Source organism: Curtobacterium sp. CFBP9011, assembly GCF_034045095.1.
Classification (GTDB): Bacteria; Actinomycetota; Actinomycetes; order Actinomycetales; family Microbacteriaceae; genus Curtobacterium.
The window spans coordinates 316,741-336,571 of record NZ_JAXCWN010000002.1; the positions used below are offsets into that span (position 1 = coordinate 316,741).

General features: G+C 71.1%; 20 protein-coding genes. 10 read left to right on the forward strand and 10 right to left on the reverse strand.

The features are described 5' to 3' along the window. The first annotated feature begins 56 nt into the window (after nucleotides 1–56). The 5 genes from sufB to SOM35_RS05705 all read left to right on the forward strand — a co-directional run bounded on the left by sufB (nucleotide 57) and on the right by SOM35_RS05705 (nucleotide 4,267). Entirely contained in the window at nucleotides 57–1,475 is a 1,419-nt protein-coding gene (gene sufB, locus SOM35_RS05685; RefSeq protein ID WP_110902235.1) for a Fe-S cluster assembly protein SufB, read from the forward strand. Then, on the forward strand, nucleotides 1,476–2,774 hold the full coding sequence (sufD, locus tag SOM35_RS05690; protein ID WP_320514686.1) for a Fe-S cluster assembly protein SufD: 1,299 nt from the start codon (nucleotides 1,476–1,478) through the stop codon (nucleotides 2,772–2,774). Beyond that, nucleotides 2,774–3,100: a non-heme iron oxygenase ferredoxin subunit gene (locus SOM35_RS05695; protein WP_374609630.1), complete on the forward strand. Its 327-nt coding sequence runs from the start codon at nucleotides 2,774–2,776 to the stop codon at nucleotides 3,098–3,100. The genes sufD and SOM35_RS05695 overlap by 1 nt, the downstream gene beginning before the upstream one ends. A gap of 61 nt (nucleotides 3,101–3,161) precedes the next feature. Beyond that, nucleotides 3,162–3,935 (forward strand): Fe-S cluster assembly ATPase SufC, encoded by a 774-nt coding sequence (gene sufC, locus SOM35_RS05700; RefSeq protein ID WP_111073529.1) that lies wholly within the window; start codon nucleotides 3,162–3,164, stop codon nucleotides 3,933–3,935. 2 nt (nucleotides 3,936–3,937) lie between these two features. Then, complete coding sequence (locus SOM35_RS05705) at nucleotides 3,938–4,267, forward strand: metal-sulfur cluster assembly factor (protein WP_111073528.1); 330 nt, start codon at nucleotides 3,938–3,940, stop codon at nucleotides 4,265–4,267. 455 nt (nucleotides 4,268–4,722) lie between these two features. Here SOM35_RS05705 and SOM35_RS05710 read toward each other — a convergent pair whose 3' ends face one another. Next, on the reverse strand, nucleotides 4,723–5,322 hold the full coding sequence (locus tag SOM35_RS05710; protein ID WP_204607775.1) for a biotin transporter BioY: 600 nt from the start codon (nucleotides 5,320–5,322) through the stop codon (nucleotides 4,723–4,725). 116 nt (nucleotides 5,323–5,438) lie between these two features. Between SOM35_RS05710 and SOM35_RS05715 the strand changes: the two genes are divergently transcribed. Then, nucleotides 5,439–7,037, forward strand: a complete 1,599-nt coding sequence (locus SOM35_RS05715; RefSeq protein ID WP_111073526.1) for an ABC-F family ATP-binding cassette domain-containing protein — start codon at nucleotides 5,439–5,441, stop codon at nucleotides 7,035–7,037. Between the two features lie 86 nt (nucleotides 7,038–7,123). Here the strand turns inward: SOM35_RS05715 and SOM35_RS05720 are convergent, their stop codons facing one another. The 3 genes from SOM35_RS05720 to SOM35_RS05730 are packed head-to-tail and all read right to left on the reverse strand — an operon-like array spanning nucleotide 7,124 to nucleotide 8,894. Continuing rightward, nucleotides 7,124–8,107 carry an SURF1 family cytochrome oxidase biogenesis protein gene (locus tag SOM35_RS05720; protein WP_320514687.1) on the reverse strand — a complete coding sequence of 328 codons (984 nt, stop codon included), beginning with the start codon at nucleotides 8,105–8,107 and terminating at the stop codon, nucleotides 7,124–7,126. After that, a complete protein-coding gene (locus SOM35_RS05725) occupies nucleotides 8,104–8,379 on the reverse strand; it encodes a hypothetical protein (protein WP_111073524.1) in 276 nt (91 codons plus the stop codon). The genes SOM35_RS05720 and SOM35_RS05725 overlap by 4 nt, the downstream gene beginning before the upstream one ends. After that, the gene (locus SOM35_RS05730) at nucleotides 8,379–8,894 is read right to left on the reverse strand and encodes a DUF3099 domain-containing protein (RefSeq protein ID WP_221849501.1); all 516 of its coding nucleotides are present in this window, start codon (nucleotides 8,892–8,894) and stop codon (nucleotides 8,379–8,381) included. Before SOM35_RS05730 ends, SOM35_RS05725 begins: the two co-directional genes overlap by 1 nt. 165 nt (nucleotides 8,895–9,059) lie before the next feature. Here SOM35_RS05730 and fabG point away from each other — a divergent pair, with 165 nt between their 5' ends. Then, the gene (gene fabG / locus SOM35_RS05735; RefSeq protein WP_253463190.1) at nucleotides 9,060–9,773 is read left to right on the forward strand and encodes a 3-oxoacyl-ACP reductase FabG; all 714 of its coding nucleotides are present in this window, start codon (nucleotides 9,060–9,062) and stop codon (nucleotides 9,771–9,773) included. Nucleotides 9,774–9,931: 158 nt separating this feature from the next. Here the strand turns inward: fabG and serB are convergent, their stop codons facing one another. Both serB and glgC read right to left on the reverse strand, forming a co-directional pair. Continuing rightward, complete coding sequence (gene serB / locus SOM35_RS05740) at nucleotides 9,932–10,570, reverse strand: phosphoserine phosphatase SerB (protein ID WP_320514688.1); 639 nt, start codon at nucleotides 10,568–10,570, stop codon at nucleotides 9,932–9,934. A 66-nt stretch (nucleotides 10,571–10,636) separates the two neighbouring features. Beyond that, nucleotides 10,637–11,878: a glucose-1-phosphate adenylyltransferase gene (glgC, locus tag SOM35_RS05745; RefSeq protein ID WP_111073521.1), complete on the reverse strand. Its 1,242-nt coding sequence runs from the start codon at nucleotides 11,876–11,878 to the stop codon at nucleotides 10,637–10,639. Nucleotides 11,879–11,925: 47 nt separating this feature from the next. Here glgC and glgA point away from each other — a divergent pair, with 47 nt between their 5' ends. The 3 genes from glgA to SOM35_RS05760 all read left to right on the forward strand — a co-directional run bounded on the left by glgA (nucleotide 11,926) and on the right by SOM35_RS05760 (nucleotide 14,410). Beyond that, nucleotides 11,926–13,122, forward strand: a complete 1,197-nt coding sequence (gene glgA, locus SOM35_RS05750) for a glycogen synthase (protein ID WP_290156474.1) — start codon at nucleotides 11,926–11,928, stop codon at nucleotides 13,120–13,122. Nucleotides 13,123–13,260: 138 nt separating this feature from the next. After that, entirely contained in the window at nucleotides 13,261–14,043 is a 783-nt protein-coding gene (locus SOM35_RS05755; protein WP_320514689.1) for an ABC transporter ATP-binding protein, read from the forward strand. 118 nt (nucleotides 14,044–14,161) lie between these two features. After that, entirely contained in the window at nucleotides 14,162–14,410 is a 249-nt protein-coding gene (locus tag SOM35_RS05760) for a type B 50S ribosomal protein L31 (RefSeq protein WP_071275272.1), read from the forward strand. Nucleotides 14,411–14,506: 96 nt separating this feature from the next. Here SOM35_RS05760 and SOM35_RS05765 read toward each other — a convergent pair whose 3' ends face one another. The 4 genes from SOM35_RS05765 to SOM35_RS05780 are packed head-to-tail and all read right to left on the reverse strand — an operon-like array spanning nucleotide 14,507 to nucleotide 19,658. After that, nucleotides 14,507–15,325, reverse strand: a complete 819-nt coding sequence (locus tag SOM35_RS05765; protein WP_320514690.1) for an HAD family hydrolase — start codon at nucleotides 15,323–15,325, stop codon at nucleotides 14,507–14,509. After that, a complete protein-coding gene (locus tag SOM35_RS05770) occupies nucleotides 15,322–18,048 on the reverse strand; it encodes a phosphoribosyltransferase domain-containing protein (RefSeq protein WP_320514691.1) in 2,727 nt (908 codons plus the stop codon). The genes SOM35_RS05765 and SOM35_RS05770 overlap by 4 nt, the downstream gene beginning before the upstream one ends. Next, nucleotides 18,045–19,211 carry an HpcH/HpaI aldolase/citrate lyase family protein gene (locus SOM35_RS05775; RefSeq protein ID WP_221849507.1) on the reverse strand — a complete coding sequence of 389 codons (1,167 nt, stop codon included), beginning with the start codon at nucleotides 19,209–19,211 and terminating at the stop codon, nucleotides 18,045–18,047. The genes SOM35_RS05770 and SOM35_RS05775 overlap by 4 nt, the downstream gene beginning before the upstream one ends. A 3-nt stretch (nucleotides 19,212–19,214) precedes the next feature. Next, nucleotides 19,215–19,658 carry a hypothetical protein gene (locus tag SOM35_RS05780; RefSeq protein WP_320514692.1) on the reverse strand — a complete coding sequence of 148 codons (444 nt, stop codon included), beginning with the start codon at nucleotides 19,656–19,658 and terminating at the stop codon, nucleotides 19,215–19,217. Nucleotides 19,659–19,831: the final 173 nt, after the last annotated feature.

A 19,831-nucleotide genomic window follows, 5' to 3' on the forward strand; every position in this document is an offset into this window, starting at 1 on the left:
TCCGACACCACCGGGTTGTACCGGAGACGCTGTTGCGAGAAGGAAACGAGGAGACCATGTCCGACGTGCTCATCGACCGTCCAGAACTCGAAGGGCTCGGCCAGTACGAATTCGGCTGGGCCGACTCCGACGCGGCCGGCGCCTCTGCGCGCCGTGGCCTGTCGGAAGAGGTCGTCACCGACATCTCCGGCCGCAAGGGCGAACCCGAGTGGATGCGTGCGAACCGGCTGAAGGCGCTGAAGCTCTTCGACCGCAAGCCGATGCCCTCGTGGGGTGCCGACCTGTCGGACATCGACTTCGACAACATCAAGTACTTCGTGAAGTCGACGGAGAAGCAGGCCGAGTCGTGGGAGGACCTCCCCGAGGACATCCGCACCACGTACGAACGCCTGGGCATCCCGGAGGCCGAGCGCCAGCGCCTCGTCGCCGGCGTCGCCGCGCAGTACGAGTCCGAGGTCGTCTACCACCAGATCCGCGAGGACCTGGAGCAGCAGGGCGTCATCTTCATGGACACCGACACGGCGCTCCGCGAGCACCCGGAGCTGTTCGAGGAGTACTTCGGCACCGTGATCCCGGCCGGCGACAACAAGTTCGCCGCGCTGAACACGGCCGTGTGGTCCGGCGGCTCGTTCGTCTACGTCCCGAAGGGCGTCCACGTCGAGATCCCGCTGCAGGCCTACTTCCGCATCAACACGGAGAACATGGGCCAGTTCGAGCGGACGCTGATCATCGCGGACGAGGACTCCTACATCCACTACATCGAGGGCTGCACCGCCCCGATCTACAAGTCGGACTCCCTGCACTCGGCCGTCGTCGAGATCATCGTGAAGAAGAACGCCCGCGTTCGGTACACGACGATCCAGAACTGGTCGAACAACGTCTACAACCTCGTCACCAAGCGTGCGATCGCCCACGAGGGCGCGACCATGGAGTGGATCGACGGCAACATCGGGTCCAAGGTCACGATGAAGTACCCGTCCATCTACCTCGCCGGCGAGCACGCCAAGGGCGAGACCCTGTCCGTCGCCTTCGCCGGCCCCGGCCAGCACCAGGACGCCGGCGCGAAGATGATCCACATGGCGCCGTACACGACGTCGTCGATCGTCTCCAAGTCGATCGCCCGTGGTGGCGGTCGTGCCGGGTACCGCGGCGAGGTCCGGGTCGACCCGGGCGCGCACCACTCGGCCAACACGGTCCGCTGTGACGCGCTGCTCGTCGACACCGTCTCGCGGAGCGACACCTACCCGGCGATCGACATCCGTGTCGACGACGTGCAGCTCGGCCACGAGGCAACTGTCTCCCGCGTCAGCGAGGAGCAGCTGTTCTACCTCATGTCCCGCGGCATGGCCGAGGACGAGGCCATGGCGATGATCGTGCGCGGATTCATCGAGCCCATCGCCCGCGAACTCCCGATGGAGTACGCACTCGAACTCAACAAGCTCATCGAGATGAGCATGGAAGGATCCGTCGGCTAGATGTCCAGCACCACCCCTCCTCCCCACATCGACCAGCCGACGGAGCCCGCGAGCACGCTCTCGTCGGGCGGTACGGACCAGCACGGCGCCCGGGCGCACTCCGACGGCGGCTGGGACACCAAGGTGCCGGTGCAGACGCGTTCCCAGCGGTTCCGCTCGGGCGACGTCAGCGCCTTCCCCGCCGTCACCGGCCGAGAGGTCAACTGGAAGTTCGCGCCGCTCGCCAAGATCCAGCCGCTGCTCGACAGCACGCTGGACGGCTCGGCGTACCCCTTCCTCGCGACCCAGTCCGCGGGCGCCGACGTCGAGTGGGGTCGCAGCGACGACCTCCGCGTCGGCGGCGCCGGACTGCCGGAGGACCGGGCGGCTGCCGCTGCCTGGAGCGCGCGTGACGCCGTCCTGGCGATCACCGTGAAGGGCACCGACGAGCACGAGTTCATCACCGTGACCCGTTCCGACTTCGGCACGCAGCCGCGGGCGGCGCACACGGTCATCACCGCCGAGCCGCACGCGCAGGGCATCGTCGTGATCGACAACCGCGGGTCGGCGCTCCTCAGCGAGAACGTCGAGGTCGTCGTCCGCGACGGCGCGCGCCTCACCGTCGTCACGGTCCAGGACTGGGACGACGACGCGGTGCACGTCTCGACGCACTTCGCCGAGGTCGGCCGCGACGCCTTCCTGAAGCACGTCGTGGTCTCGCTCGGCGGTGACGTCATCCGCGTCAACCCGTCGACGCACCTCGGTGCGCAGGGCGGCGACGTCGAGATGTACGGCGTCTACTTCGCCGACGCCGGCCAGTACATCGAGCAGCAGGTGTACGTCGACCACGACGCCCCGAACACCCGCAGCCGTGTCAACTACAAGGGCGCGCTGCAGGGCCAGGGTGCGCACACGGTCTGGATCGGCGACGTCCTCATCGGACGCTCCGCTCCGGGCACCGACTCGTACGAGCAGAACCGCAACCTGGTCCTGACCGAGGGCACGCGCGCCGACAGCATCCCGAACCTCGAGATCGAGACGGGCGACATCACCGGTGCCGGCCACGCCAGTGCCACCGGTCGCTTCGACGACGAGCAGCTGTTCTACCTGCAGGCCCGTGGCATCCCGGAAGAAGAAGCCCGTCGTCTCGTCGTCCTGGGCTTCCTGGTCGAGGTCATCCAGAAGATCGGTGCGCCCGAGCTCGAGGAACGCCTCATCGCCGCCGTCGAGCAGGAGCTCATGGAGGGCCGCACGGTCCTCGCTGCGCCGGTCGCCGAGGCCGCTGCCGCCGGGTCCGCTCCCGCCGGGGTCGACGCCTGATGGCCGAGAAGGTCTGCGCCGAGAGCGACATCGCGGTGGACAGCCCGATGCGCGCGGTCGTCGACGGCACCGCCATCGCGATCGTCAAGGACTCGGCCGGCACCGTGCACGCCATCGGGGACACCTGCACGCACGGCGACATCTCGCTGTCGGAGGGCTTCGTCGAGGGCGACTCGCTGGAGTGCTGGGCGCACGGCTCGCAGTTCTCGCTGACGACCGGCAAGCCGAAGAACTTCCCGGCGTACGAGCCGGTGCCGGTCTTCCGGGTCGAGGTCCGTGACGGCGACGTCTACGTCGACGTGCACGACCCGGTCCCGGTCGCCTGAGCGCGATCCCACACTCTTCCCGCGGCTGACGCCGCACCACAGCTGCAACCGAAGGAACGCAATGTCCACTCTCGAAATCCGTGACCTGCAGGTCGCCATCGACACCGACCAGGGTGTCAAGGAGATCCTCAAGGGCGTCGACCTGACGATCAACGAGGGCGAGATCCACGCGATCATGGGCCCGAACGGCTCCGGCAAGTCGACCCTGGCCTACACGATCGCCGGGCACCCGCGCTACCACGTCACCGGTGGTTCGATCACCCTCGACGGCCAGGACGTCCTGGCGATGAGCGTCGACGAGCGCGCCCGTGCCGGCATGTTCCTCGCCATGCAGTACCCGGTCGAGATCCCCGGCGTGACGGTGTCGAACTTCCTCCGCACTGCGAAGACCGCCATCGACGGTGAGGCCCCGGCCCTGCGCGGCTGGATCAAGGACCTGCGCACCTCGATGGCCGACCTCAAGATGGACCCGGCCTTCGCCGAGCGCAACGTCAACGAGGGCTTCTCCGGCGGCGAGAAGAAGCGCCACGAGATCATGCAGCTCGAGCTCCTCAAGCCGAAGTTCGCCGTCCTCGACGAGACCGACTCCGGCCTCGACGTCGACGCGCTGAAGATCGTGTCCGAGGGCGTCAACCGTGCCAAGGCTGCGACCGGCCTCGGTGTGCTGCTCATCACCCACTACACGCGCATCCTCCGCTACATCACGCCGGACTTCGTCCACGTGTTCGTCGCGGGCAAGATCGCCGAGCAGGGTGGCCCGGAGCTGGCCGAGCGTCTCGAGAACGAGGGCTACGACCGCTACGTGCAGGCCGCAGCCGTCGCACCGGCGGAGTGACGATGATCACCACACTCGCACCCGAGAAGTTCGACGAGGTCGTCGAGGGGCTGAAAGAGGTCCAGGACCCGGAGCTCGGCGTCAACATCGTCGACCTCGGCCTGATCTACGACCTTGCCTGGGACGACGAAGCCACGGCGCTCATCATCAGCATGACGCTGACGAGTGCCGGGTGCCCGCTGACGGACGTCATCGAGAACGACACCGCGAACGCGCTGGACGGCATCGTCGACGCGTTCCGCATCAACTGGGTCTGGATGCCGCCGTGGGGTCCGGAACGGATCACCGACGACGGCCGCGAGATGATGCGCGCGCTCGGCTTCTCGATCTAGCTCCGCGACCACAGAACGGACGGGAGGCCCGGTACCAGCTGGTACCGGGCCTCCCGTCCGTCGTCGTGTCCGCCCGCCCCGCGCACCTCGCCGAACGGTCACCGAACGTCGTTCTCGCGCCCGCGGACCGACGACCTGTGACCGCTCGGCGTTGACGAACGGGGTGTCTGACACCTGGGTGTCTGACACCCGAGGGACCCGTCCTCCGACGCGCCGGTCGACTCCGCCGAGCGGTCAGGAAACGTCGTTCTCGGCCCTCCGGACCGAAGAATCGTGGCCACTCGCCGGACGACAGGCGGGGTGTCGTGGCCGCTCGCCGGACGACAGGCGGAGTGTCGTGGCCGCTCGCGGGCGTCGGGACGGCTCCCGACCCCGCGTCGCGTCCCCAGAAAGGACGGGAGGCCCGGTACCAGCTGGTACCGGGCCTCCCGTCCGCCATCAGGTGCGGAGCGCGCTCAGCGGCGGCCGAGCGCCTTCCAGGCCAGGGGCAGCACGCCCGCGGCGATGAGGGCCTTGGCGATGCCGCCGATGACGAACGGGTAGAGACCCGCCGCCAGGACGGACTGCAGGTCGTTCGGGGCGCCGAGCGCACCGAGGGCGACCGCGAGGTACGGCAGGCCGGTGACGAAGGGGATCGCACTCGCGAGCAGCATCGCGACCGCGGCCCGCCCGACCTTGCGGTCCCAGTTGCGGCGGGCGAGCCAGCCGATGAGGCCGGCGGCGGGGATGAAGCCGATGACGTACCCGAAGCTCGGCAGGGTCAGCGCGTGCAGGCCGCCCTGGGCGTCGGCGAAGAACGGCGCGCCGGCGAGCCCGACGATCGCGTAGACGAGCATCGAGAGGACACCGCGGCGTGCACCGAGCGTCGCACCGACGAGGACGACGGCCAGCGTCTGACCGGTCACGGGGACCGGCCACATCGGCACCTCGACCTGCGCCAGCGCGGCGGTGAACAGCGCACCACCGGCGATCAGGGCGGCGTCGGTGGCCAGGCCGTGCGTGCGCAGACGGTCGGCGAGGACTGCGCGGGGAGCGAACCCGGTGGCGTTCGTCATGGATTCTCCTAGAATGGACTGCTGGTCCTGTTCTGGACCATCGGTTCCCGTCAGCGTAGCGGTGCACCTCCCGCACACACCGTTGTGCAAACCCACCAACTGATTGGACGTCCACTGTGCTTGCCGTGCACGAACTCGAGATCCGCGTCGGGGCTCGCCTCCTGATGGAGAACGTGTCCTTCCGCGTCGAGCGGGGTGACAAGATCGGCCTCGTCGGCCGGAACGGCGCGGGGAAGACCACCATGACCAAGGCCCTGGCGGGTGAGGCCGCCCCGACCGACGGCACGATCCAGCGGTCCGGTGAGATCGGCTACCTGCCGCAGGACCCGCGGTCCGGGAACCCCGAGGACACCGCCCGCAAGCGCATCCTCGACGCCCGTGGCCTCGGTGAGCTCGTCGACGGCATCCGCAAAGCCACGCTCGACATGGCCAGCACGGACCCGGCCGTCGCCGAGAAGGCGATGAAGCGGTACTCCCGTCTGGACGACGAGTTCAATGCGCTGGGTGGCTACGCGGCCGAGGCCGAGGCGGCGTCGATCGCGTCGAACCTCAAGCTGCCGGACCGCATCCTCGACCAGCAGCTCAAGACGCTCTCCGGTGGTCAGCGTCGTCGTATCGAGCTCGCGCGCATCCTGTTCTCCGACGCGGACACGATGATCCTCGACGAGCCGACGAACCACCTCGACGCCGACTCGGTCGTGTGGCTGCGCGAGCACCTCAAGACCTACGCGGGTGGTGTGATCGTCATCTCCCACGACGTGGAGCTGGTGGACGAGGTCGTGAACCGCGTCTTCTACCTCGACGCGAACCGACAGACCATCGACATCTACAACATGGGCTGGAAGCTCTACCAGCGGCAGCGCGTCGCCGACGAGGAGCGTCGTCGCAAGGAGCGCGCCGGTGCCGAGAAGAAGGCCGCGACGCTGAAGGACCAGGCTGCTCGCTTCGGTGCGAAGGCGTCGAAGGCCGCTGCGGCGCACCAGATGGTCGCCCGTGCCGACAAGCTGCTCGCGGGCCTCGAGGACGAGCGCGTCGCCGACCGCGTCGCGAAGATCCGGTTCCCCACGCCGGCTCCGTGTGGTCGGACGCCGCTGATGGCCGAGGGGCTGTCGAAGTCCTACGGCTCGCTCGAGATCTTCGCGGGCGTCGACCTGGCGATCGACCGGGGCTCCCGTGTCGTCATCCTGGGGTTCAACGGTGCCGGCAAGACGACGTTGCTCCGCATCCTGGCGGGTGCCGACGCGCCGGACACCGGTGAGGTCCAGCCCGGCCACGGCCTGCGCATCGGGTACTACGCGCAGGAGCACGAGAACATCGACGTCAACCGCACGGTGATCGAGAACATGGTCTCGGCGTCGACCGACCTCAACGAGACCGAGGCCCGTCGCGTGCTCGGCTCGTTCCTGTTCACCGGTGACGACGGCTACAAGAAGGCCGGCGTGCTCTCCGGCGGTGAGAAGACGCGTCTGTCGCTCGCGATGATCGTCGTCTCGGGAGCGAACGTGCTACTGCTGGACGAGCCCACGAACAACCTGGACCCGGCGTCGCGCGAAGAGATCCTCAACGCCTTGGCCGGCTTCGAGGGCGCCGTCGTCCTCGTGTCCCACGACGCGGGTGCGGTCGAGGCACTGAACCCCGAGCGCGTGCTGCTGCTCCCGGACGGTACCGAGGACCACTGGAACAAGGACTACGCGGAGCTCATCGAGCTCGCCTGACGCGGACCGGCACGACAGACTGAACGGGAGGCCCGTGGCGACACCGCCACGAGCCTCCCGTTCCGTCTGTGCGTGCTGTCGGTCCGTCAGCGACGGGACGTGAGCAGCTCGTCCTCGATCTCGGCGTCCGACTTCGGCTTCGCGTCCTTGCGGCGCTGCCGGTCGAGGGCGCGCTCGCGCTCCTCCGGGTCGTCCTGGTTGAGGTTCCGGTACTCCTGCACCATCACGTAGGCCAGGAACCCGAAGCCCCCGACGGCGAACAGGAACCACTGGATGAAGTAGCTGAGGTGCAGGCCGGTGTCCGCACTGGGGCGGTCCCAGCCGAGGGGCGCACGCTCCGACGGTGCCGGTGTCTCGCTGTCGAGTTGGCCGTACGCACCGGTCCAGATCGGGTGGCCGGCCTTGTCCGCGACGTCCGGCAGCGTGACGGACTGCACCTGGTCGGTGTTCGCCGGGTCGGTGCGGCCGGGTATGCGGGGCTCGGACTGCTGCAGACGCACGACGACGGTGACGGTGCCGGTCGGCGGCGCCGGGATGCTGTCCGGGGCGTCCTGCTTGTTGCCCGTGGGGACCCAGCCGCGGTCGACGACGAAGGCGCGCCCGTCGTCGGTGACCAGGGGGACGAGGACCTCGAAGCCGGGCTGCCCGTTGTGGACGCGGTTGCGGACGAGCAGTTGGTGGTCGGTGTCGTACCGGCCGGTGACGCTCGCACGCAGCCAGGTCAGGTCGTTGCTCCAGGTGCCGGCGCGGGGGAGCACCTGGTCGACCGGGACCGGGGCGTGGTCGTAGTTCGCCGCGATCTGGTCGTTCTGGCGGACGGCTTCGTTCCGGCGGTCCCACTGCCACATGCCGAACAGCGTGCAGATGATCGCGAACGCGACGGCGATGGCGAAGTAGCCGAGCCAGCGACGGCTGCGGACGAAGTGCCAGCCGACGAAGGGCTCGGCGGTGCCGCCTCGTACGGACGTGGTCGCGCCGTCAGCCGACGTCGGTGCACCGTCCTGCGCCTGGCGGATCCGTGCCGCGTGGCGCCGGCCGTACCGGGAACCGGGGTCGAACCCCTCGGTCATCGCCCGTCACCCGCGACGCGCGCGGTGGTGTCGTCGAGGTGCTCCACGTCGTCGTCGATGCCGGTCACGCGGACCGGGAACGAGCGCGACCGCAGGTAGTCGGCGAGGAAGTCGCAGTGGTCGTCGCAGGCTGCCCAGATCTTCACGCGGTCCTCGGCGTGGATCCGCGGGTTCCGCCAGTTCACCCGCCACGCAGCCGTCGACGAACAACCGGCCCGCGAACACACCGGCGTCGCGCCGGGTTCGGTGAACAGGTCGAAGGTCGCTCCCATCAGCGGCGGCCGCCGTTCCGTGCGGTCCAGACGCGCGACCGGTCACCGTTGCGCTGCCAGTCCTCCTGCGCACGCTGGGCCTGGTCGCGCAGGCGCTCCTGCTCGGCCCGGTAAGCCTGGGCGCGTGCGTCTTCCTGCTCGTCGCGGAGGCGCGGGTCGACCGCGTCGTACAGCTCGACCGCACCACCCGGTCGGACGACGTCGCCGCCGGTGCGGTTGCCGGCGTTCGCCAGCACGACCGCGACCCAGGGGACGACGGCGGCTGCGACGATCGGCAGCACGGCGATCCAGGAGTGCCAGGCGCTCCAGATCAGCACGGCCCCGACGAAGCAGACGACGCGGAAGGCCATCTGCCACACGTAGCGTGACAGCCGGTGGGCGCGGTCGATCTCCGGGTTGTCCGGGAGCGTCGTGATGTTCTGCGACGACATCGGCTCTGCGGTCACGTGTTCCGGCACCGATCGCTGGAGCTGGATGCGCGGGCCGCTCGGGTCCTGCGGGTTCTTGCGGTTCATGCGGTGGGGTCTCCGTCTGCCGGCCTCCAGTTTACGCCCGGGGGACGACATCCGGACGGTCGTGCGGAGACCGGCCGTCGCGGAGTGCACCGGTAGGCTCGCTGGCGCTGTGTCCGGAGCCGCGAGGCGCCGGCAGGCCAGCGACCACCAGCGAACGGAGCGACCATGACCACCCCCCGTACCGTCCTCATCACCGGCGGCAACCGCGGCATCGGCCACGCGCTGGCAGCCCGCTTCGTCGCCGCCGGACACCGGGTCGCCGTCACCTCGCGGAGCGGGCAGGGCGGCCCCGAGGGTGCGCTCACCGTGCAGGCCGACATCACCGACACCGCGTCGGTCGACCGCGCCTTCACCGAGGTCGAGGCAGCGCTCGGGCCGATCGAGGTCCTGGTCGCGAACGCCGGCATCACGAACGACCAGCTGCTGCTCCGGATGTCGGAAGAGGACTTCACGAGCGTCGTCGACACGAACCTGACCGGCACCTTCCGCGTGGTCAAGCGCGCGACGAAGGGGATGATGAAGGCGAAGTTCGGCCGCATCGTCCTGATGTCGAGCGTCGTCGGGGCGTACGGGCAGATCGGGCAGGTCAACTACGCCTCGTCCAAGGCCGCGCTGGTCGGCATGGCCCGGTCCATCACGCGCGAGCTCGGCTCCCGCGGCATCACGGCCAACGTCGTCGCGCCGGGGTTCATCCAGACCGACATGACCGCTGCCCTGTCGGACGAGCTGCAGGCCGAGTTCAAGAAGGCGATCCCGGCGGCGCGCTACGGCAGCGTGGACGACGTCGCGGACGCCACGCTCTTCCTGGCGGGCGACGGCGCGGGCTACATCTCCGGCGCGGTCATCCCGGTCGATGGCGGCCTGGGCATGGGCCACTGACGGACGGAGCGCGGGCCGAGCCTCGGCTGGGCGGACACTTCGCGGCGGTTCAGAGGCGCGAACTGTCCGCGGGGCCGAGGCTCGGCCACGCCGCTGCCAGACGCGCGCGGCGCTGCCCGTCGCGCGCGGCGCGCGCGGCGCAGCCGGCCTGCGGCGCGTCAGCCGCGCAGGCCGAGGGTGGCGAGGACGACGGACAGGTCACGGTCGACGACGGCGACGTCCGCCTCCGCCCGCACCCGCGGCTTCGCGTCGAACGCGACGGCGAGCCCCGCGACCGCCATCATCGCCAGGTCATTGGCACCGTCACCCACGGCCACCGTGCGGGCGAGCGGCACGCCATCCGCAGACGCCCAGGACCGGAGCGCGTCCGCTTTCGCCTGCGCGTCGACGACCGCACCCGCGACACGCCCGGTGAGCACGCCGTCCTGCGTCTCCAGCCGGTTCGCCCGGCAGTGGTCGAGTCCGAGCCCGGCGGCGAAGGGGTCGAGCACCTCGTGGAAGCCACCCGACACGACGGCGACCGTCCCGCCGCCGGCGTGCACCCCGCGCACCAGCTCGTCGGCACCACGGGTGACGCGGACGGCCTGCTGCGCGCGGGCGAACGTGTCGACCGGGAGGCCCGCCAACGTCGCGACCCGCTCCCGGAGGCTCTCGGCGAAGTCGATCTCGCCGCGCATGGCGCGCTCCGTCACCGCCTGGACCTGTGGCCGGGTCCCCGCCGCGTCGGCGAGGAGCTCGATGACCTCGTCCTCGAGCAGGGTCGAATCGGCATCGAGGACGACGAGGAAACGGGGCACCCGACCACGGTAGCGGGGTCGGGTGCCCCGTGACGTCGTCAGGTCACGACGCGGGAGCGGACCGGGTCAGGCGTCGACGCGGACGCCCTTGCCGACCACCGTGATGCCGGAGTCGGTGACGGTGAACCCGCGGGCCTCGTCAGCCTCGCGGTCGACGCCGACGTGGGCGCCCGGTGCGAGGACGACGTCCTTGTCCAGGATCGCCCGGTTCACGATCGCGCCGGCACCGATGGTCGCGCGCTCGAAGACGATCGAGTCGAGCACCTTCGCCTGCGAGTCGATCGTCGCCCAAGGACCGATGACGCTGCGCTCGACCTGGGCTCCGGAGAGCAGGCAGCCGAGCGACACGATGGAGTCCACGGTGGCGCCGGTGTTGCCGTTGGCGTCGCGCACGAACTTCGCCGGCGGCAGGTTCGTCTGCTGGTTGAAGATCGGCCAGTCCTGGTTGTACAGGTTGAAGACCGGCACCGGGGCGATGAGGTCCATGTGGGCGTCGAAGAACGAGTCGATCGTGCCCACGTCGCGCCAGTAGTACTTGTCGCGGTCGTTCGAGCCGGGGACCTCGTTGCGCTGCAGGTCGTAGACGCCGGCGTCGCCGCGTGCGACGAAGTCCGGGATGATGTCGCCGCCCATGTCGTGGTCCGACGACTCGATCTGGCCGTCGCGGAGGACCGCGTCCACCAGGGCGTCGGCGTCGAAGACGTAGTTGCCCATCGACGCCAGGACCTCGTGCGGGGAGTCCGGCAGGCCGGTGGCGTCCTTCGGCTTCTCGAGGAACGCCTCGATCCGGGTGGGGTCCGCATCGTCGACCTTGATGACGCCGAACTGGTCCGCGAGCTCGATCGGCTGGCGGATGGCCGCGACGGTGGCGCTGCGGCCCGAGGCGATGTGCGCCTCCACCATCTGCGAGAAGTCCATCCGGTACACGTGGTCCGCACCGACCACGACGACGATGTCGGGCCGCTCGTCACGCATCAGGTTCAGGGACTGCAGGATCGCGTCGGCCGAGCCGGCGAACCAGCGCTTGCCGAGCCGCTGCTGAGCGGGGACGGAGGCCACGTAGGAGCCGAGCAGCCCCTCCATGCGCCAGGTCAGGGAGACGTGCCGGTCCAGTGAGTGCGACTTGTACTGCGTCAGGACGACGATGCGCTGCAGCCCGGAGTTGACCAGGTTCGACAGCGCGAAGTCCACGAGGCGGAAGTTCCCACCGAACGGCACAGCGGGCTTCGCACGGTCCGCCGTGAGGGGCATGAGCCGTTTGCCCTCGCCGCCAGCGAGCACGATGCCGAACACCTTCTTCGTTGCCATGTCGCTCACAGTAGGCGTCAGCACTGGGAACCCGTTAGTTTGAACGCGTGCGAGTCGATCTACTGACCAGGGAGTATCCGCCGGAGGTCTACGGCGGAGCCGGTGTCCACGTTGCCCAGCTGACCGCGGCGCTGCGGTCCGGGACGGACACCGACGTCCGTGTCCGGGCCTTCGGTGGCTTCCGCGACGAACAGGGTGTCTGGGCCTACCGCACGCCCGCGGGCCTCGAGCAGGCGAACGGTGCGCTGCAGGCCCTCGGCACCGACGTGCAGATCGCGGCCGACGTCGCGGGTGCCGACCTCGTGCACTCGCACACCTGGTACGCGAACTCCGCCGGGCGTCTGGCGCAGCTCACCCACGGCATCCCGCACGTCGTCACCGCCCACAGCCTCGAGCCGCTCCGCCCCTGGAAGGCCGAGCAGCTCGGCGGCGGGTACCGGCTGTCCAGCTGGATGGAGCGCGAGGCGTTCACCAACGCCGACGGCGTCGTCGCGGTGTCGAAGGCGATGCGCGCGGACATCCTTCGCTCCTACCCGTCGATCGACCCGTCCCGCGTGAAGGTCGTCTACAACGGAATCGACATCGACGACTGGAAGCCCGAGCGCGACGACGACGCCGTCCGCGCCCTGGGCATCGACCCGGACCGCCCCAGCGTGGTCTTCGTCGGTCGCATCACCCGCCAGAAGGGGCTGCCCTACCTGCTCCGCGCGGTGGCGTCCCTGCCCGAGGACGTCCAGGTCGTGCTGTGCGCCGGCGCCCCCGACACACCCGAGATCCTCGCCGAGGTCACCGGACTGGTCGAGGACCTGCGGACCCGCCGCAACGGCGTCGTCTGGATCGACCGGATGCTCGAGCACCGCGAGATCGTCAACGTCCTCTCGAGCGCGACCGTGTTCGTCTGCCCGTCGATCTACGAGCCGCTCGGCATCGTGAACCTCGAGGCCATGGCCTGCGGCATCCCCGTCGTCGGTACGAAGACCGGCGGCATCCCCGAGGTCGTCGCCGACGGCCTGACCGGCCGCATCGTGCCGATCGACCAGGCGACCGACGGCACCGGTACGCCGACCGATCCCGACCGCTACGTCGCCGACCTCGCCGCGACCCTCAACGAGGTGCTCGCCGACCTCGGGCTCGCCAAGCTCATGGGGCGCGCCGGTCGTCTGCGCGTCGAGAGCGAGTTCACCTGGGGTGCCATCGCCACGAAGACCCGCGCGGTCTACGACGAGGTGCTCGCCGGTCGCTGACCGCGTCGCACGAGCCGACGGCCTGGAGGCCCGGTGCCGGTCCCCGAGACCGGCACCGGGCCTCCCGTCCGTCACCCGTCGTCCACCGCACGCGCGGCGCTGACGGGGGAGCGGACCGCGCTCGCGTAGGCTGGCGACATGCCCTCGGTCGTGCGCTTGTCAGACGTCTCCGTGGTCCGTGACGGGTCCACCATCCTCGACGGGATCTCGTGGGAGGTGCAGGACGACGAGCGCTGGGTGGTGCTCGGCGCGAACGGTGCCGGCAAGACCACGCTGCTGCAGGTCGCGGGCGCGCAGACGTTCCCGACGTCCGGTGACGTCGAGGTCCTCGGGACCGAACTCGGCGGTGCCGACCTGTTCGAGCTCCGTCCCCGGATCGGCTTCGCGTCGACCGCCCTAGCCCGTCGGATCCCGATGACCGAGAAGGTCATCGACGTCGTCCTCACCGCCGCGTACTCGGTCACCGGCCGCTGGAACGAGGAGTACGAGGAGCTCGACGTCCGCCGCGCCCAGCGGGTGCTCGAGGAGTGGGGCCTCGGGGCCTTCACCGAGCGCAGCTTCGGTGAGCTCAGCGACGGCGAGCAGAAGCGGGTCCAGATCGCCCGCGCGGTGATGACCGACCCCGAGGTGCTGTTCCTCGACGAGCCGGCCGCGTCGCTCGACCTCGGTGCCCGCGAGAGCCTGGTGCGCACCCTCGGCGGCTACGCGCAGAGCTCGGACTCGCCGGCGATCGTCATCGTCACCCACCACGTCGAGGAGATCCCCGCGGGCTTCACGCACGCGCTCGTCCTCGCCGACGGCCACGTGCAGTCCGCCGGCCCGATCGCGGACGTCCTGACCGCCGAGACGCTCTCCACCGCGTTCGGCGTCGAGCTCACGGTGTCCCAGGACGCCGGCCGCTGGACCGCACGCGCCGTCTGATCCACCGCGACACAGCTCCGGACGCTCCCGATCCGGGCCGTGGTCTGGTAACGTGGTCCGCTGGCGTAGGCCACACGACTTCCCATCTTCCGTCATCGCGATCCACCGAGGAATCCCCATGAAGACCGAAACCCACCCCGAGTACCGCGCCATCGTCTTCCGTGACCTGGCTTCCGGTGAGACGTTCCTGACGCGTTCGACCGCGAACAGCGACAAGACCATCGAGCTCGACGGTGCGACCTACCCGGTCATCGACGTCGAGATCTCGTCCGCTTCGCACCCGTTCTACACGGGCAAGCAGCGCATCCTCGACTCGGCCGGCCGCGTCGAGAAGTTCAACCAGCGCTTCAAGGGCTTCAGCAAGTAAGCAGCTCTGCTCCTGCGGGAGTTCGAACGGGCGGTCCTCCTGCGGGAGGGCCGCCCGTTCTGTGTTCCTGCCGTTCCGGTCAGGTCCGCGTTCCGGTCAGGTCCGGGACGGCACCTCGGCGGCAGCGGCGGCGAGCTGCACGAGTTCCTCGCCCGCCAGGACACCCTGTGCCTGCGTGACGACGAGGTTCGCCGCCGTCCACCCGACGGCGTGCAGCTCGCCGTGCGCCGGGCGGATCGCCACGTCCGCCCAGGCCAGCATCTCCCGGTCGAGCAGCGAGTCCCCGGCGGCGATCGTCCGGGTGGCACCGACCCGCTCGGCGACGGCCGCAAGGGCTCGTTCCTTCCGGATCGGCACGGGCACGGCGTAGAGCTTCCGGCCCTGCACGGACACCCGCCAGCCGAGCTCGGCGAGCTCGGCGGCGAAGGCCTCGACGGCACTGTCCGGCAGCTCGGACCGCTCGACGATGGCGTAGACGAAGAGGTCCTCGGCACGACGGGTGCGGAGGACCGAGCCCTCGGGCAGCGTGGTGGCCAGGCGGTGCTCGACCTCGGGCAGGGGAGCCGACGTCGCCGCCATCTCGTCGCGGAGGGTGGCGGTCCAGGCCTCGTCCGGCTCGCCGTCGTGCAGCACGACCGCGCCGTTCGTCGTCACGGCCCATCCGGTCGTCGGCAGCGGCAGCCGGATGCGCTGGAACTGGGCGACCGTGCGGGTAGTCACCGGGACCACGACGGACGTCTCGGCCAGGGCCTCCAGGGCACGCTCCGCACGACGGGTCATGAACGACAGCGGCAGACCCTGGTACACCTCGGTGACGACGAGCGAGGGTGCGGCTTCGTCCGGACCCTCGAGCATGAGTGCGGCGGCGGAGTAGACGACGGTGCGGTCGAGGTCGAACCCGACGAGGGCGCTCATGCGTCCGCGCCGGTCGTCGCAGCGGTGTCGCCGGTGTCCGCGGCCGGGTCGGTGCCCGTGTCCGACACCCGGCTACCGAGCGGGTGGATGAGCCCGACGCAGCTGTAGGACAGGTCGGGTCGGGTCACGACGGGCACACCACGCTCGCGCGCCAGGGCGACCACGTGCGCGATGTCGACGTCCTCCGGGTCCCGGACCAGCACCTGCCACGGGACACGGCGCAGCAGCACACGGGTGGTCTCGCCGACGCCCGGCTTCACCAGGTGCAGGTCGGTGATGCCGTACTCGGCGCCGATCGCCTCGACCGTCCGCATGCCGCGCCAGTCGACCGCGCGTGATTCCGGACCCGCGTCGGCCGCCAGGGCCGCGTCGACCCGGGGGCGGACGGCGGCGAACCGCTCGGCGATGGTGGCGACGAACGAGCGCGAGTGGTCACGGGGACCGAGCTCGCGGTACTGCTTCGCGCCGTGCAGCGTGCCCTCCGGGGTCCACGCCCGGTTGAACACCGTGCGGGACACGAGCCCGGACACGGTGGAGTTGAGGCAGGCCGACGCTACCAGGTAGTCGTCACGGGTGCCGTGCAACGGGGTGCAGCCGGCCGGGTCGGCGAGGACCGCGAGTTCGTCGCCGAAGCGCACCCCGTCCGAGGCCGCGAACCGGTCGAGTGCGTCCGTCAGCTCGCGGGTGATGGCGCCCTTGCCGGTCCACCCGTCGACGAAGACGACCTGGGACGCGTCGTGGTGTGCGGCGAGCCAGCGCAGCGCGGTCTCGTCGATGCCCACGCCGCGGACGATGCTCGCCGTGTAGTGCTGCAGGCGGACACCGCGCTGCTGCTCGGCCCACCGGCGCATCAGGATCCCGACCGGCGTGCCGGCACGGGCGAGGGAGACGAGCACCGCGTTCGGCCGGTCGCGGAGGACCAGGTCCGTGACGATCCCGACCGCCTCGGCGATCCGGTCCGCCGAGCGTCCGAGAGCGTCGCGGTACAGCTCCTCGTAGGACTCCGACGGCACGTACTCGACGGGCAGCGACTCGGCGTAGTTCGCGCCCTCGAGCTGGATCGCACGCTCGCGGTCGGCGGTGTCGGCTTCCAGAGCCGCATCGGCCAGGTCCTGCAGGAGCCAGGTCACCTCGTCCGGCTCGTACGACCCGAAGCACGGACCCGTCAGCGGGCGCGGCGCCGACTCCGGAGCACCGGCGGGTTCGAGCGCACTGTCCACGAGGACCACGCGCGGCGTGACGGCGGCGAGCACGTCGAGCAGGCCGTCGGGGCCCTCGAGGGCGGCCCGCTCGGTGCCCGGCTCGGGGACGACGACGATCGCATCGAAGCCGTGCACGTTGTACGCGTACCGCTCACCGGGGCCGTCCACCGTGACGTCGTGGGAGCGGTGCCGGATGCCGGAGCGGATCGGCCACGCCGGGTCGTCGAAGACGGCGACGGGGGAGCGGGTGCTCGTCGACGAGCGGACGTCCGCGGTGCTCCGGCGGCGGAGTGCGTCCGCGATCGCGAGCGGTGTCGCCATGTGCTCCTCGGTGCCGAGCACCAGGACACGGTCCGGTACCCGGCCCGATGCGTCGGTGAGCACCCGGGCGAGGTCGGCGGCGATGCCCTCGACGTCGGTGCGCGGGGTGCGGACACGCGCGGCCGGCGTGCCGGTGCGGTCGACGGCAGTGGGCGGTGCGGCGACCACGGTGACCGCCCCGGGACGGGAGGCACGGGGCGGGGCCGGCACGGGCCTCCCGTCCGACGTCGGCTCGCGGTCCGGTGCCATCGCGTCCACGGGAGCCGTCGCGTCCGCGGGCGCCGTGGTGAGCGGCGCGGCGACCGCGGCGACGAGTTCGGCTGCGGTGTCGGTGAGGCCGTCGGGCAGCGCGACGCGACCGCGTCCGAGGGCGACGACCGCGACGGGCGCGCCGAGCTCGGTGGACAGGGCCTCGGTCGCGGCGACGTCCTCGTCGGAGCGGAGGTCGACGAGGGCGGCGACGACCCACTGCCGCTGCGGTGCGACGGCGTGCAGGGCGCGGATCGTGGCACGGGCCGTGGCCCCGGTGCTCAGTTCGTCGTCGACCAGGACGACCGTGCCGTCGGCCGGCAGCCAGTCGTCCTCGGCGGGGAGCAGGCGGTGCGCGGTCGCGTGCGAGTGCGCCTCGTCGAAGCCAGCGGCCGGCGTCGCCCCGGGCGGGTCGTGACGGGTCGAGTGCAGGTACCCGGCGCCGAGGGCCTCGGCGACGGTCGCGCCGAGGGCGGTCGCGGTCTCGGCGAACCCGAGGACGAGCACGTCAGGCAGGGTCGGCCGGACCGCGGCCAGGTCGGTGCGGAGCGTCGTGGCAGCCCGGTGCAGGGCGTCGGAGACGTTGCCCGATTCGGTCGCCGTGTCGGCCTGCTGCTGCAGGTCGAGGACCGCCCGGAGGCGCGTGGCGGCCACGGCGTCGAGGCGCGCTCCGCCGTCGAGGACGTCCGCGACCCGGGCGCCCAGCGCTTCGCCGGCGAGGAGCGCGACCGCGGGCACGGTCGGCACGTGCTTCGCGAGCACGGTCGACACGAGCAGGTGCGCGCGGCGGGGGTTCCGGCGGAGGGCGAGCCGGACGAGCGACGCCAGCGGGACACCGGGGGAGGTTGATCCGTCGCCGGCGGCGGGCTCGTCCGTCAGCACCACGCCGAGCTCGTCGGGCGTCGCCAGGACGGACCCCGACGGGCCTGCGGTGGGGGTGGTCGTGGTCACGGCTGGCTCCGCTCGAGCAGGTCGACGTAGGTCACGTCCGGGGTGGCCACACCGAACGCCCGGGCGCGGAGCATCGTGCGCTCCGCCCAGGCGTGGTGCGGTTTCATCTCGTTCATCTTGTTGCCGTACCGGGAGGCGGCGACCCCACCCGTCGCGTTGGCGAGCACGTCGGAGGCGTCCGAGAACTCCTCGTCGCTGACGACCGACATCGCGTGCACGAGCGGCACGTGGCGCGGGTGGATGACCGTCTTGCCGGTGAGGCCGTTCGCGCGGTCGAGGGTGACCTCGCGGAGCAGCCCGTCGAAGCCCTCCAGGAGCAGCTGCCGGCGGAGCTGGAGGTCCCCGGCCTCCTGGAACGGCGTGGTGCGCAGCTGCGTGCGGAACACCCGGTCGGAGTCCGGGTAGTGCTCCCACACCGGCCCGGCGACGACGAAGCCGTCCCGGGCGCGGCCGAGGACGTTCACGACGTCGCCGATCACGGACGCGAGCACCTGCACGTCGTACACGGTGAGGTGCGAGGGACGCCGGAGGCCGTAGACGCTCGACAGGTCGGTCGCCCCGATCCGGACCGCCAGGACGTCGTCCCGCCGTTCCAGCAGCAGGTCGTGGACGTCGGCGAGGGCCTCGGTGCGCGACTCGCGGTGCATGATCGCGGGGGACTCGAGGATGGGCATCACGAGCAGCCGGGCGCCGGCGGCACGGCCTGCGTTCGCGGCGTCGAGCACCTCGAACCACTGCGCCCCGGCACCGTCCGGGTTCTCGAACTTCGGCAGGACGATGCCGGCCAGGACGTCGAGGGCGCGGCTGCCGAAGCGGTCGAGCAGCCGGGCGAAGTGCTCGGGCGTCCGGACACGGAGGAACAGCTGCGGCAGCGTCGCCGGGTCGAGTTCCTCGGTCAGGGTGCGGAGCGCGGTCTCGACGTTCGCCTCGGCCGTGGGGAGGTCGTCGTCGGCGACGGAGTCCTCCAGGCACAGCACGATCGAGCCGGCGCCGAGTTCGGTCTGGCGGCGGACGTCCCGCACCAGGTCCGGTCGGATGCCCGGCGTGTACAGGGTGGCACCGAGGGCCACCGCGCGGAGGTCCTGCGGGCTGTCCCGCGTCACGTCCTCGGGCGGTCGGAGGAACAGGGGTTCCTGATCGGCGATGTTGGCGAAGTGGCGCACGGATCAGACTCCGACGGTCGGGGCGGACAGGACGAACCCGAACGCGGCGAACACGTCGCCGTCGTGGGTCGCCCTGGGGAACGGCTCGGCGCGGAGCTCGAGTTCGCCGTCGATGACGGAGAGCGCCAGGATCGTGGTGGTGTCGGCATCGCCGGCGTCGACCGCCAGGGTGGTGCCGTCGTGCAGTCCGATGACGAGCCGGTCCGACGCGCGGCCCATCACGAGCGCCCGGCGCAGCTGCCGGACGTGCCGCAGGGCCACCAGGACGTCGGGACCGTCGTAGCCGACCAGGGGCCGGTTGCCGCGGGTCGTCGCGGAGCGCCCGGCGGTCGCACCGTCAGCGGTCGCCGCGCCGACCACGTGGTCGACGGACTCCCACGCGGCACTGGTCGAGCCCGTGACCCGCAGGGCGCCGACGGCGGAGCGGCGGCGGTCGATGCGGACCACCGGGTCCTCGGGGCCGAGGACGCGGACGTCGCGCGGATCGGGTGCCGGGAAGGGGCGGATCCGGGAGGCCCGTTCCGCCAGCCGACGTGCGATGCGGTCGGGACGTGGCTGGGTGGACGCGGTGGACCCGGGACCGGCTGGGCGGGCTGCCCCGCTCGGGGGCGTCGCGGCGG